Origin of the sequence: Nocardia sp. NPDC050630 (genome assembly GCF_044457245.1) — a bacterium.
In the GTDB taxonomy this organism is placed as follows: domain Bacteria; phylum Actinomycetota; class Actinomycetes; order Mycobacteriales; family Mycobacteriaceae; genus Nocardia.
In genome coordinates, this window is the sequence record NZ_JBITGN010000004.1 from 138093 (window position 1) to 152154 (window position 14062).

Annotated in this window: 10 protein-coding genes and 1 tRNA gene; 5 read left to right on the forward strand and 6 right to left on the reverse strand. The window is 65.3% G+C overall.

The features are described from left to right. Window positions 1-104: 104 nt before the first annotated feature. On the reverse strand, window positions 105-1859 hold the full coding sequence (locus tag ACIBG0_RS13255) for a proline--tRNA ligase (protein WP_397032167.1): 1755 nt from the start codon (window positions 1857-1859) through the stop codon (window positions 105-107). A 58-nt stretch (window positions 1860-1917) separates the two neighbouring features. Between ACIBG0_RS13255 and yaaA the strand changes: the two genes are divergently transcribed. Beyond that, window positions 1918-2664: a peroxide stress protein YaaA gene (gene yaaA / locus ACIBG0_RS13260; protein WP_397032679.1), complete on the forward strand. Its 747-nt coding sequence runs from the start codon at window positions 1918-1920 to the stop codon at window positions 2662-2664. 657 nt (window positions 2665-3321) lie between these two features. Here the strand turns inward: yaaA and ACIBG0_RS13265 are convergent. Both ACIBG0_RS13265 and ACIBG0_RS13270 read right to left on the reverse strand, forming a co-directional pair. Continuing rightward, window positions 3322-4266, reverse strand: coding sequence for a hypothetical protein (locus tag ACIBG0_RS13265; protein WP_397032169.1), 945 nt, complete (start codon window positions 4264-4266; stop codon window positions 3322-3324). A 253-nt stretch (window positions 4267-4519) separates the two neighbouring features. Further along, complete coding sequence (locus ACIBG0_RS13270; protein WP_397032171.1) at window positions 4520-5197, reverse strand: NADPH-dependent F420 reductase; 678 nt, start codon at window positions 5195-5197, stop codon at window positions 4520-4522. Window positions 5198-6217: 1020 nt separating this feature from the next. Here ACIBG0_RS13270 and ACIBG0_RS13275 point away from each other — a divergent pair. Next, window positions 6218-6949: a hypothetical protein gene (locus ACIBG0_RS13275; protein WP_397032173.1), complete on the forward strand. Its 732-nt coding sequence runs from the start codon at window positions 6218-6220 to the stop codon at window positions 6947-6949. A gap of 144 nt (window positions 6950-7093) precedes the next feature. Further along, a tRNA-OTHER gene (locus tag ACIBG0_RS13280) sits at window positions 7094-7230 on the forward strand. A gap of 268 nt (window positions 7231-7498) precedes the next feature. Here the strand turns inward: ACIBG0_RS13280 and ACIBG0_RS13285 are convergent. Together ACIBG0_RS13285 and ACIBG0_RS13290 are read right to left on the reverse strand one after the other, a co-directional pair. Continuing rightward, window positions 7499-8866, reverse strand: coding sequence for an aspartate aminotransferase family protein (locus ACIBG0_RS13285; protein WP_397032175.1), 1368 nt, complete (start codon window positions 8864-8866; stop codon window positions 7499-7501). Between the two features lie 16 nt (window positions 8867-8882). Then, window positions 8883-10373, reverse strand: a complete 1491-nt coding sequence (locus ACIBG0_RS13290; protein ID WP_397032177.1) for a CoA-acylating methylmalonate-semialdehyde dehydrogenase — start codon at window positions 10371-10373, stop codon at window positions 8883-8885. A 111-nt stretch (window positions 10374-10484) separates the two neighbouring features. On the opposite strand from ACIBG0_RS13290, the gene ACIBG0_RS13295 reads away from it, so the two are divergent. Continuing rightward, window positions 10485-12104: a PucR family transcriptional regulator gene (locus ACIBG0_RS13295; RefSeq protein WP_397032179.1), complete on the forward strand. Its 1620-nt coding sequence runs from the start codon at window positions 10485-10487 to the stop codon at window positions 12102-12104. 50 nt (window positions 12105-12154) lie between these two features. Continuing rightward, on the forward strand, window positions 12155-12562 hold the full coding sequence (locus tag ACIBG0_RS13300) for a PPOX class F420-dependent oxidoreductase (RefSeq protein WP_397032181.1): 408 nt from the start codon (window positions 12155-12157) through the stop codon (window positions 12560-12562). Between the two features lie 16 nt (window positions 12563-12578). Here the strand turns inward: ACIBG0_RS13300 and ACIBG0_RS13305 are convergent, their stop codons facing one another. Then, complete coding sequence (locus ACIBG0_RS13305) at window positions 12579-14060, reverse strand: MFS transporter (protein ID WP_397032183.1); 1482 nt, start codon at window positions 14058-14060, stop codon at window positions 12579-12581. Window positions 14061-14062: the final 2 nt, after the last annotated feature.

The following is a 14062-nucleotide window of genomic DNA, read 5'->3' on the forward strand; positions in this document are numbered from 1 at the left end:
GCGACACGAATCGTGCCTACGGAACCGTAGGTCCGCACGTAGATGGGAAGCCCGGTCGACCGGACTCGGTCGACCGGGCTTCCCTATCGCTTATCGAAGTGAAGCTACTGTCCGCCGCGGACCTGCGCGAGCACCGATTCGACCACCGAATCGGCCGGGACCTCGTTGGATTCACCGGTGAAGCGGTCGCGGATTTCGACCTTGCCCTCGGCCCAGCCGCGGCCGACGACCACGACCAGCGGGACGCCGATCAGCTCGGAATCCTTGAACTTCACACCGGGCGAGGCCTTGCGGTCGTCGAGGACGACTTCGAGTCCGGCTGAATCCAGCAGCGCCGCAACCTGTTCGCCGCCCGCACGCGAGGAGTCGTCCTTATTCGCGATCACCACATGCACGTCGAACGGTGCGACCTCACGCGGCCAGCGCAGACCCTTCTCGTCGTGCTGCTGTTCGGCGATCACCGCGACCATGCGGGAGACGCCGATGCCGTAGGAGCCCATGGTGAGCCGCACCGGCTTGCCGTTCTCGCCGAGCACATCGACCTCGAACGCGTCGGTGTACTTATTCCCCAGCTGGAAGATGTGGCCGATCTCGATGCCGCGCGCGGACACCAGGACTCCGCGCCCGTCGGGTGAGGGGTCACCGTCACGCACCTCGGCGGCCTCGATGGTGCCGTCGGGGGTGAAATCGCGGCCCGCGACCAAGCCGACGACATGCTTGCCCGGCTCGTCGGCGCCGGTGATCCAGCTGGTTCCGGTGCCGATGCGTGGGTCGACCAGGTAGCGAACACCATTGGCCTGCAATGCCTTCGGGCCGATGTAGCCCTTGACCAGAAACGGGTTGGCGGCGAAATCGGCCTCGGTGAGCAGTTCCACCTCGGCGGGTTCGACCGCGGCGGCGAGGCGCTTGTCGTCGACCTCACGGTCGCCCGGAACGCCGATGCCGAGCAGTTCGGTCTTACCGTCCGGGTGGCGCAGCTTGACCATGATGTTCTTCAGGGTGTCGGCCGCGGTGACGGGGCTCGCGGAGATGCCCGCATTGTTTGCCCAGTCCACCAGCGTCGCGATGGTCGGGGTGTTCGGGGTGTCGTGTACGACGGCCGCGGGCAGGCCATCGATGGGTTGCGGCTCGGCAGCGGGCGTGACCACCGCTTCTACATTCGCCGCATAGCCGGACTCCCGGCACACCACGTAGGTGTCCTCGCCGACCGGACTGTCCGCGAGGAATTCCTCCGACGCGCTGCCGCCCATCGCACCGGAGGTGGCCGCGACGATGACGTACTTGACATCGAGCCGGTTGAAGATGCGCTGATAGGCCTCGCGGTGCGCGTTGTAGCTGGCCGCGAGTCCGTCCTCGTCGAGATCGAAGGAATAGGAGTCCTTCATGATGAATTCGCGCCCGCGCAGGATGCCCGCGCGAGGGCGCTCCTCATCGCGGTACTTGGTCTGGATCTGATACAGCGTGACCGGGAGATCCTTGTACGAGTTGTATTCACCCTTCACGGTGAGCGCGAACAGCTCCTCGTGCGTGGGCCCGAGCAGATAGTCCGCACCCTTGCGGTCCTGCAGCCGAAACAGGCCGTCGCCGTATTCGGTCCACCGTTTGGTGGTCTCGTACGGCTCGCGCGGCAGCAGCGCGGGCAGCGAGATCTCCTGCGCGCCGATGGCGTTCATCTCTTCCCGCACGACCTGTTCGACCCGCCGCAGCACCCGCAGGCCCAGCGGCAGCCACGAGTACACGCCAGGTGCGATGCGTCGCACATATCCGGCACGGACGAGGAGTTTGTGACTGGGCACCTCGGCGTCGGCGGGATCGTCGCGCAGGGTACGCAGGAACAGGTGGGAGAGGCGGGTGATCACGGAACGACAGGGTAGTCGCTGGCCGGACAATGTCTGCAAGGCATTACCGTATCCGCTCGTGCTGGTGCTGCTGCCTCCTTCCGAAACCAAGTCCGATGGCGGATCCGACGCGCCGCTGGAGCTGGAGTCGCTGGCGATGCCGCAGCTCACGGTGGTGCGCGACCGCCTCATCGACGAGGTCGTCAAGCTGGCCGCCGACCCGGACGCCTCGCGTGCGGTGCTCGGGCTCGGCAAGGGGGCTGATACCGAGATAGTGCGCAATGCGACGCTACGTACCTCCGCCACCCGGCCCGCACTGGAGCGCTACACCGGCGTGCTCTACGACGCCCTGAATGCCCGGTCCTTCACCAAGGTCCAACGCGCCAAGGCCTACGCCCGCCTCGGCATCGGCTCCGCACTGTTCGGGGCTGTCCGCGCCGATGACCTCATTCCCGCCTACCGGCTCTCCGGCGGTTCCAAACTTCCCGGCCTACCGACGCTTTCCGCCATCTGGCGCGATGTCCTGCCCGACGCCCTGGTCGCCGAGGCTGCTGGTGAACTCGTCATCGACCTGCGCTCGGGCACCTACCAGCAGCTCGGCCGCGTTCCGGATGCCATCACAGCCAATGTTCTCACCGAACACCCGGACGGTTCCCGAACCGTGGTGAGCCACTTCAACAAACACCACAAGGGCCTCCTCGCCCGTGCGCTAGTCCTCACTCGCGCCGACCCCACCGATATCCGCGCCGTAGCCCGCGTCGCCACCAAGTCCGGCCTGCGCACCGAAATCGCCTCCGCCACCGAACTCCTCATCATCACCAGCTGACATACGCCTTGCGACACAGATGACCGTCGCTGGCACAGGACCAGTGCACGTCGCACACCTGTCGCGAAGCCTGTTGCCGAATGTGCCCCCGGCGGCTGTTCCATCACATCGACGCCGCGACCATCCGGCAACAGGCTCCGCAGAGCCTGTTATGCGGATAGCGGACCAGCTGCTCCAGATCACCATCGACGAACAGCGCCGAAAGTCACTGGCGCAGCATGACGCCCGATGACCGACTGCGTGATTACGAGAAGGCGGTCTACCGCGCGCTGCTGGTGCCCGCCGCGAGGCAATGCCGTTCATACCCTGGCCCGGCTCCCGACTCGACTTCTTCGATGTGCCGCCCGGACAACCCGGCATTGCCGAATGCGCCCAGGGGCGGCTGTTCATCACATCCACGCGACACTCGGGGGATAAAATCACTTCCGGCTGGGCATGACTGCGCGACAGGCCGTCGATATAGGGGCATGACCTGTGGCACGGTTGAATCCGCGACAATTCGGCAACAGGAGTCCGATGCGTGGATACCGTCGGGGCGGGAAATCGGTGTGTTCGTCCGGGACGGCGTTTGAGACTTGATCCGCACAGTTCGCGCAACAGGCTCCGCGACGTGTGTGCAAAGTGCGCTGGCGATGCGTGGGTGCTCACGGATATCGGTCATCCGCGCTCGGTGGGGCGCCAGGTGCCGGCGCGGCGGATTCGGTGGGCGAAGGCAGCGGCCTGGGCCAGTCGGGTCAGCCAACGGTCCGGGGTGTCCAGGTCGGGCCAGGTCCAGCGGACGACGGCCCAACCGAGGGCACGCAGGGCGTCCTCGCGGAGCTTTTCGGCGATCACGATGGATTCGGGCGAGCCCGGGCGGGAGTTGTTGCGGTACTTGATCATTCCATCGAATTCGCCGATCACACCCAGTGCCGGGAACAGGAAGTCGACTCGGGCGACGAATCCGCCGTTGATATCCAGAATGGTCGGCTGGAGTTCCGGTGTCGGCAGTCCAGCGGTGCACAAGACGACCCGGCTTCGCGATTCGCCGGGGCTCTCGGCGCGGCCGTCGAGGAAATCGATGACGCGGCGCGCTGCCGGGCACCCCGGGCGTCCGTTCGCCCGCAGCAGTTGTTCCGCTAGTTCGGCACGGCTGGTGCGCCCGAGACGCAGTGCGCCGTCCCCCACCACGACAGCCTGTTCGAACGGCACGGTTCTGGCCAGGTCGACGATCGTGCGCGCCACCGTCGTCACTCGCAGATCGCCGATCTGCACGACCTCGTCCGGCTCGATGGACGCGGCGTGCATCACGACCCGACTACCCTTACGTGCCCCGGTTCTTCGATCGCGGGTCAAATGAACCCGCGCCAACGGAATCGACCACATGGGCAGACCATGCATGACAGCCGCGGAGACATGGCTGACAACGGCAGCTGAACTGGAGCCCGCGGCGACAGCACCGGTGAGCACCAGATGCCTTTGTTCAGTAGTCAGTTCACCGATATCGGCGGCACTCAGGTACTGCCCCCGACACACCCGCTGCCAAGGTCGCCTGCCCAGCTCACGTCCGGTGAATCCGGCTTTCAGCGCATTGCGCCGAGAAGTTGTTCGAGGTACGTCCACCCCACGATGTTCTCGACCATCTCCACCCAGCCGAAAGCCCCAATCTACGGATTGTGGACAACTCGCGCCCTGTGCATAACCGAACCCCCAAGGCGCACACACTGGGCGCGAGCCCAAGCGAGCCCAAATGACAGCAGTTCGCGCAGACCCGATGAGCGTCGCACATAAGGTGCGACCTATGCGCGACGTTCACTGGATATGCGACACCACCCGCGCCGGGCGACGGAAGTTCGGCGCGGTGCCGTCGTGGCGCTCAGCGCTGCGCGGCGGCCAACGCGGTGCGGATCTTTTCGGCGGGGGCGGGGGCGGCGGGGTGGTCCCAGAAGGGGAGGGCTTCGGCGTAGGGGTTGCCGTAGACCGGGGTGTTCACCTGCGAGCGCCAGCTGTCGGCCAGGGAGCCAGCGTCGACCGTGTCGTAGCCGAGGGTGTCGAGTAGTTCGGTGGCGGCCTTTTTCGCGTCCGCGTCATCGCCTGCGATGGGGAGGGCCGAGCGGTCGGGGGCGCCGGAAGGGCGGGCGAGGGCGGCCAAATGGGGATAGAAGATGTTGTTGAAGGCCTTGACGACCTTCGATGTCGGCAAATGGCGCTGCAGCAGTTCGCTGCTGGTGGTGGTGCCGTCCTCTAGTTCGGGAAAGGTGCCGTCGCGGTCCGGGTAGTAGTTGTTGGTGTCGATGACGACCTTGCCCGCCAGCGGCTCCACCGGGACCTGCCGATAGTTCTTCAACGGCACGGTGACCACGACTATGTCACCCGCTGCGGCCGCCTCCGCGGCGGTGGCGGCACGTGCCCGTGGCCCGAGCTCGGCCACCAACCCCGCCAGCGTCTCCGGCCCGCGTGAGTTACTGACGACGACATCGAGTCCGGCCGCGACGGCCAACCGGGCCAGTGTGCCGCCGATATTCCCGCTACCGATCAATCCAAGCGTTGTCATGCCCGGTCCCAACCGAGGCGCCACCCCGATTGTTCCCACACCCGCTCGCTGAAATCCATGTGGTCGCTGCCAGTTTTCCGACCCGGACCTGTTCTGCCGGTCGTCGGCGGCACGCTCGGGCCCTGGCGGGGGCGAACACCAAGGCGACACCACAACCGTTCCCGCCCGCCGAAATCCACGTGGCCACTGGCCACACTTCCCTACCCAGACCTGCTCTACCGGCCGCCGGCGACACGCTCGGGCCCTGACAGGGGCGAACACCAAGGCGACACCACAACCGCTCCCGATCACTGAAATCCACGTGGCCACTGGCCACACTTCCCTACCCAGACCTGCTCTACCGGCCGCCGGCGACACGCTCGGGCCCTGACAGGGGCGAGCACCCTAGGCGACACCACGACCGTTCCGCTCACTGAAATCCATGTGGCCACCACATTCCGGACCCAGACCTGCTCTACCCGCCGTCAGCGACGCACTCGGACACCGGCAGGGGCGAACACCAAGGCGACACCACGACCGTTCCCGCCGGCCGAAATCCACGTGGCCACTGCCCGATTTCCCGACCCGCCCCTTCTGCCGGTCGTCGGCGGCACGCTCAGGCACTGGCGGGGGCGGATGCCGAGCCCGCAGTGCTGATCGAGTGGCTGCCGCGGCCGCGCCGCCGACTCTTCACCGGGACGCTCGACCTTGTCGGGCGACGGGTCCGTCGGCGGTGGCGTCGCGGCCGCCTACGGACACCGGCTCAGCGTGCCGGTGCCATGTGCCTCGCAGTGTCGATGTCGCGAGTGCCGCCCGGATGACCTGCTGCTTCGAGAGCCGTTCGGCGCGGTCCGCCCGTCGAGGTTGAGCGCGCTGCCGCGAATGACGGAGTCGGGCACGGACGATCCGGGCTCACGCGCGAAAACTCGGATGCGCGGTAAATGTTCGGTCTGTAGTGTATGGCGAGCGGCGGGGGAAGTCCGAAATGCAGGGCCGCACAAGGAATGTGACGGCGTCGACGGGCGCACGGGGAGGTAATCGATGACGAAGTTGAATCAGATCATCGCAGTCGAGAAGGGCGTCAAGAGCGGTGCGCTGCGCGAATTGGCGCAGACCCAGAGTCAACTGCAGAAGCCGGGGCTGCTGTCCGGTATCGCACGCACCTATCAGCCGAAAGATGAAGAGGGCGAACAGCTTCCACCGGAGTCGACACGGGTACAGCTGAAGTCCGAGGAGGTGTTGCGTCAGACGGCCGCGACGCTCACCCGACTGTTCGATGTGACGGCGACCAAGGACTGGGCCAACTGCGAGGCCAAGGCCGATGTACGCGTCGACGAGGAGACCCTGCTGGCCGCCGTACCGGTGTCATACCTGCTGTTCCTGGAGAAGCAGCTCGCCGACCTGCACACCTTCGTCAAGAAGCTGCCGGTGCTCGACGCCGCCGAGGCCTGGGCGTTCGACGATTCGTCCGACACCTGGCGCACCGACGCCGTGCGCACCATCCGCACCAAGAAGGTGCCGCGCAACCACGTCAAGGCCGAGGCGACCGAGAAGCATCCGGCGCAAGTCGAGGTGTACTACGAGGACATCGCGATCGGCTACTGGACCACGGTGAAGTTCTCCGGTGCGCTGCCGGCTCGCCGGGTCAACGAGTTGGCCGAGCGCATCGAAAAGCTGCAGCAGGCAGTGAAATTCGCCCGCGAGGAGGCCAATGGGAGCCAGGTCACCGACCGCAAGACCGGTGATGTGATCTTCCGCTACCTCTTCGGCTGAACCGGTCGGGGGCGCACAACCACCCCCGACCCCACAGACTCCCCCGCCGCGTGCGGGGGAAGCGCAAGAGCGCAAACTCAAACTGAAGATAAGCCTGAAGACACGGTGACAGTGCGGGTTCGAATCCCGCTCCGGGCACAGGTCCGGATAGCCCAATTCGGTAGAGGCAGCCCGAATCTCAGACTCTCGCTCCAGATTGAGCATTCGCCGCCGAACACCCCATCACGAGGAGAGGACATAATCGCGACGAGATACGGGTTCAAATCCCGTTCTTCCAGCCACAATGGAAGATGGTCTAATCGTATGACACGTCGTAATGAGTTTGATCCGATCCCACCGACCCGGTGCGCGAATTTGGGTGGCACCAAGGAACCCGAGGGCAGGCTAGGCCCTCGGGTTCCCTTGCCTCCCCGAATATTCGGGGCAAACCAGTCAGAGCGTCCGACAGCCCGTACCCGTCCTGCGTCAGTGCGTGGCTTGGACGTACTCCACGAATTACCCGTGTCGTCCCGAAACCAGTCGGCGCTCTCGGCATAGCGCGCAGGATCGCTAGATGGTGTGCCCGTCGGCGACAGCCAATGCGCGATCGAGGATGTCCAGTCCCTCTTTGGCTTCGGCCTCGTCGATGACGCACGGTGGAACGACGTGGATTCGGTTGAAGTTGACGAAGAGCAGCAAGCCCGCCGCTTTGGCCGCGGCGACCGTTTCGTTCATGGCCGTGCTGGTGCCGCCGTAGGGTGCGAGCGGTTCGCGAGTTCGCTTGTCGCGCACTAGTTCCAGCGCCCAGAAGACTCCGGTTCCGCGCACATCACCAATGCTGGGATGGCGTTCGGCGAGCTCGCGCAGGCCGGGTCCGAGGACGCGGGTACCGATATCGGCGGCGTTCTCCACGATTCGCTCATCCCGCATCGCAGTAATGGTCGCGACCGCGGCTGCCGTCGCGAGCGGATGACCCGAGTAGGTCAGTCCGCCCGGATACGGACGATCGGCGAAGGTCGCCGCGATGGCCGGGCTGATCGCGACACCGCCGAGCGGAACATAACCGGAATTCACACCCTTGGCGAAGGTCAACAGATCGGGGACAACACTCTCGAAGTGCGCTATGGCGAACCACTTTCCGGCGCGTCCGAACCCCGACATCACTTCATCGGCAATGAAGACGATGCCGTATTTATCGCATAGCGCCCGGACACCGGCCATATACCCGGGCGGTGAAACCATGATTCCCGCTGTGCCAGGAATGGATTCGAGCACGATTGCCGCGATAGTTTCCGGCCCCTCGAACACAATGGTCTGTTCGAGGTGCGCCAAAGCCCGTTCGGCTTCCTCGTTTTCGGTGCTCGCATGGAATTGCGAGCGGTACAGAAATGGACCGAAGAAGTGGACTACGCCGCTATTGCCGTGATCGTTGGGCCACCGCCGCGGATCGCCGGTGAGATTGATCGCAGTATCGGTGCCGCCGTGATATGAGCGGTAGCGCGAAAGCACCTTGTAGCGGCCGGTATGCAAGCGCGCCAGCCGAACCGCATGTTCGACGGCATCGGCGCCGCCATTGGTGAAGAAGATCTTGTCGAGCTCGCCCGGTGTCCGCTCGGCGATCAGCCGGGCGGCCTCGGAGCGGGCATCGTTGACGTGCTGCGGTGCGATGGTGCACAACTTGGCGGCCTGCTCCTGCACCGCGGCAACGACTTTCCGATGTTGGTGGCCGATATTGGTGTTCACCAACTGTGAGGAGAAATCGAGCAGACGATTGCCGTCGCCGTCCCATACGTAGCATCCCTGAGCCGCGGTGATGGCCATGGGCGTGCGCTGCGCCTGCGCGGACCACGAGTGGAATACGTGGCGGCGGTCGAGTTCGTAGGCGCGGTCGACGGCCTGCCGGGTGAGTTCGGGCGCCGATCCATTCGGTAAGGTCATCGAATTCTCCTGCGAGCTACTTGTTCTGGGGGAATCCGAGTTCGAGTCCGCCGTGGCTGGGATCGAGCCAACGCGTCGTGACGGCCTTGCCCCGCGTGAAAAAGTGCACGCCCTCGATGCCGTGCGCATGCGAATCGCCGAACAGCGAGTTCTTCCAGCCACCGAAGCTGTAGTAGGCCATCGGAACCGGAATCGGCACATTGATGCCGACCATGCCGACCTCCACCTCATTGTGGAAGCGCCGGGCCGCGCCGCCGTCATTGGTGAAGATGGCGGTTCCGTTGCCATAGGGATTGGCATTGACGAGTTCCAGCGCGTCGTCATAGCTGTCGACGCGTACGACCGATAGGACCGGCCCGAAGATTTCGTCGGTATAGACGCTCATATCGGTGCCCACATGATCGAGAACCGTTGGCCCGAGCCAGAATCCATCCGCTTCGCCATCGGCCTGCACGCCGCGGCCGTCGAGAACGACACTGGCACCGGCGGTTTCGCCCGCATCGATGTAGGCAGCGACTCGATCGCGATGCTCACGGGTCACCAACGGGCCCATATCGGTATCGCGGGAGCCGTCACCGGTCCTGATGGTCTCGGCCCGCTCGATGATCTTGGTGACGAGTTCGTCTCCGACCGCACCGACCGCCAACACCACACTGATGGCCATGCAACGCTCCCCCGCGGAGCCGAATCCGGCGTTCACCGCGGCATCGGCGGCCAGATCCAGATCGGCATCGGGCAGCACCACCATGTGGTTCTTGGCCCCGCCGAGCGCCTGCACGCGCTTACCGCTGGCGGTGCCGCGCTGGTAGACGTACTTCGCGATGGGTGTGGAGCCGACGAACGACACGGCCTTGATATAAGAATTGTCGAGCAGTTCGTCGACGGCGACCTTATCGCCCTGCAGCACATTGAAAACCCCTGCGGGCAAACCGGCTTCGTGCCACAGCTCGGCGATCCACAGCGATGACGACGGATCCTTCTCACTCGGCTTGAGCACCACGGTATTCCCGGCCGCGATCGCGATCGGGAAGAACCACATCGGCACCATTGCCGGAAAATTGAACGGCGATATCACCGCGACCGGTCCCAACGGCTGGCGAATCGAGAAGATATCCACTTTCGTCGAGGCGTTTTCGGTGAATCCGCCTTTGAGCAAATGTGGGATACCGCAGGCGAATTCGACCACCTCCAAGCCGCGGTTCACCTCGCCGAGCGCATCGGAGTGCACCTTGCCGTGTTCGGCGGTGATGAGCTCGGCGAGTTCTTCTTTGCGCTCGTTGAGCAGTTCGCGGAAGCGGAACAGGATCTGCGTACGACGCGCCAGCGAGGTGTCACGCCAGTCCGGGAATGCCGCCTTGGCCGACGCGATCACCGCCCTGGCATCCTCCACACCGGCCAATGCGACCTGCCCGGTCACCACCCCGGTCGCCGGATTCGTCACCGGCGCGGTCGCGGAGTTCGTGCCCGCGAAGGGTTTGCCGTCGAGCCAGTGCGCGATTGTCTGCATATCTCCTCGATTCGCTCCGATGGGGTCGTGGTTCCGACTCTGCACCATCGAGACCGGATTTCGGCCCGACGTTCTGTATTCGATATCGGATTTCCTATTACGATTCGTCGGATGCTGCTGTCTGTCGCCGATGTGCTGACGATGCCGGTCGTGCGCGCGGGCGAACCGGAGGTCGTCGGTGCGGCCGCTCTGGATCGGCCGGTGCGGTGGGTGCACGTCAGCGACCTGCCGGATGTCGCCGAATTGCTGGTCGGCGGGGAGCTGATGCTGACCACCGGCTTGGCATTGACCGGCAGTGACGAGTCGACGGTCGCGTATCTGAATTCGTTGGCCAGCGCTGGGGTGGCCGGACTGGTCATCGAACTCGGCGCGGCCGTGCCGCAGGTGCCGCCGATCGTCACCGAGACATCCGATGCACTGGGACTCCCGGTCATAGCACTACATCGTGTCACTCGCTTCGTCGAAATCACCGAGGCCGTGCACCGGGTGATCGTGGCCGACCAATACGCCGAACTCGAATTCGCGCGCACCGTACACGAGACGTTCACCGAGCTCAGTGTGCGCCGCGCCGCGCTGGCCGAAATCGTCGAAACGGCGGCGGACATGCTCGATTCCTCGGTCGTACTGGAGGATCTGGCGCACCGGGTGCTGGCCATGACCGCCCGGCACACCAGCACCTCGGCGATTCTGCAGGACTGGGAGACCACCTCGCGACTGCTGCCGCAGGGCTGGGATGTGGTGCAGGTCGGCCCGCATACCCAGCGCTGGGGTCGGCTGATCCTGCGTTCGAGCCGGGTCGCGACGCCGCGCGCCCGCATGGTGCTCGAGCGTGCCGCACAAACATTGACGCTGCACCGGATGATCGAGAAGGATCGCTTCGGCTTGTATCGTCAGGCGCAGACCGGACTCATCGACGATATGGTCAACGGCCGCGTCCTCGACGAACGCGATGCGCAGGCCAGGGCCGCGGCGCTGGGGCTGTTGACCCGGCGCGTGCAGTATGTTCCGCTGGCGATCGACGTTGCCGTTCTTGCCGAATCCGATCAGGTCGCCAGGCAACGCCGCAGCGCGGGCGTGCTCGACGCGGTCACCCACGGCCTCGGACTGTCGAAGGCGACCGCCTTGACCGCGCCCGGACACGGCGACCGGGTCGCCATGCTGCTCGCGATTGCGCGCAGCGCCGACCTCGACGACACGCTCCGTACCGTCTGCTCGGCGATCATTGCCGAAGTGCGACGCGTGGATGGGGTGCGCCGGGCGGTCATAGGCGTTGGCGCGCAAGCAGGTTCGCTACTGGACACCGCGCGCGAATTGGCGCATGCGGCGCACATCGCCGAGGTCGCGTTATCGCTGGAGTCATCGGCGTCGGATCGCCCGCGACTGTTCTATCGCAGCGGCGATATCCGCCTGCGCGGGCTGCTCTCGCTGATCCGTGATGAACCGGGTGTGCAGAGCTTCGCCGAAACGGAACTGAGTGCGTTGCTGCGCTACGACATTCGGCATGCCACCGATCTGACGCGCACATTGCGACAATTCCTCGACGTCGCTGGCAATAAGACCGAGCTCGCCAAACGGCTCAATATCAGCCGACCGACCCTTTATGACCGGCTCGCCCGCATCGAGCGGATTCTCGATGTCGACCTCGAGGACGGCGAATCGCGCACCTCACTACATACCGCACTACTCATCCGCGATCTGACCGCCGACTCGAACTCCAGGACCGACAAGTGATTTCGATCGGATCGGGAATGTTCCCGCCTCGGCGAACGTTTCACCAGCCCATGACAGCTGTGCTCTCCGAGGAATTGAAGAAGTACCTGGACGAGTCGAAGGTCTTCGCGACCGCGGCCACGATCGGACCGAACGGACAACCGCACCTGACCGTCATCTGGCTCGAGCGCGATGGCGACGAGCTGCTGTTCTCCACGACGGTGGATCGACAGCAGGGCAAGAATCTGGCCCGTGATCCGCGGATCACGGTGATGATCAATCCGCCGGACAACCCTTACGTGTACGCGGAGATTCGCGGCACCGCCACGATCACCCCCGATCCCGACAGGGCACTGCCGGACAAGCTGTCGCACCGCTACAACGGGGTGCCGTACGCCGAATTCAACCCCGCCTCTGTCAACGACGGACCCCGCGTGATCGTCCGGGTGACCCCACGCAAGGTCGCCGGTCGCCTATGAGCTCGCCGGGCGGGGTTCAGCCCTGCCCGGCCTCTTCGCGCGCATGCTGCGCCTGGCCGACCTCGGCCGCCGTATAGCGCAGCGTCAGTGCCACCAGACCGACCAGCAGTGCGCCGATGGCGGTGACGAAAAGTACCAGCGTGTAACCACTTCCGAGGGCATCCAGCTCGGCGGGCGTCATATCGGTGGGCTTACCCATCCGCCCGCCATGCGACACTGTGCGGGAGGCCGCGACCGGCGCGAGCAGACCGATCGCGAAAGGTGTGCCGAGGTTCATGAACATCTGGCCGACCGCCGAGAGCGGGCCGATATTCTTCGGCCCGACACCGACCAATACGCACAGCGGGACGATCACCACGGCTACCCCGATGCCGAAGCCGATCATGATGAACAGCCCCAACAGCGTCGGCCAGTACGGCACGCCCCGTTCGAGCGTCGAGCCGAACAGCAGTCCGACGACGAGCAGCGCCGCGGCACCGCTCAACAACCAACGCGGCGCGACCGTCATCGCCAGCTGCGAAGCCGTGGCGGTGCCCATACCAGCACCGATGGTGAATGGGACGAACGCGACCCCGGCGACCAGCGGGCTGTATCCGACGACGTTCTGCACGAACAGACCCGCGAAATAGGTTGTCGCGGCCAATACTCCGCTGGCTAGGAAGATGGCGCCGAAGGTGGCGACCCGATCGCGCTTATCGAAGAGCGACCAGGGGAGCAGCGGGTTCTCCACCCACCGTTCGGCGAGGACGAAGACGATCAACAACACCAGACCGACGGCAATGGAACCGATGATGACCGGACTGTCCCAGCCGAATTCTGGCCCTTCGGTCGCACCGAAGACCAGGGACGCACACGCGAGGGTGCCGAGTACGGCGCCGCGCACGTCCAGGGATAGTCGGTGGTGGGTGGTGTCGCGCAGCCGCAGCACCGCACCCGAGAGAATCAGCGCACCGATCGGCACATTGATGAGGAAGATCCAGCGCCAGCTCGCCTCGGTGAGCGCCCCGCCGACCACCAGTCCGCCGACCGAGCCGATCGCCATCATCGATCCGAAAATCGCGATCGCCTGATTGCGTACCCGGCCGGGCGCGAACGTGGTCGCGACCAGGGCGAGTGCGGTCGGGGCCGCGAGTGCGGCGCCGGTGCCCTGGATCGCGCGCGCCGCGATCAGCATGCCCGCGTTCTGCGCGAGACCGCACAGCAGCGACGCCAGTGTGAACAGCGCGACGCCAACGATGAACATGCGTTTGCGCCCGAACGAGTCGCCGATCCGGCCGCCGAGCAACATCAAACCCGCGAACGGCAGACCGTATGCGGTGACCATCCAGGCACTACCGGAACTCGATAACGCCAGTTCGTCCTGTAGACGGGGCAGGGCCAAAATCACCACGGTGCCGTCGAGCACGACCATCAGTTGCAGCCCGCTCAGCACCAGAATCGCCAGGCCGAAGGCCCGCCGCGTCACCGGATACGGCGTCGTAGCGGGATTGTCTGGCACAG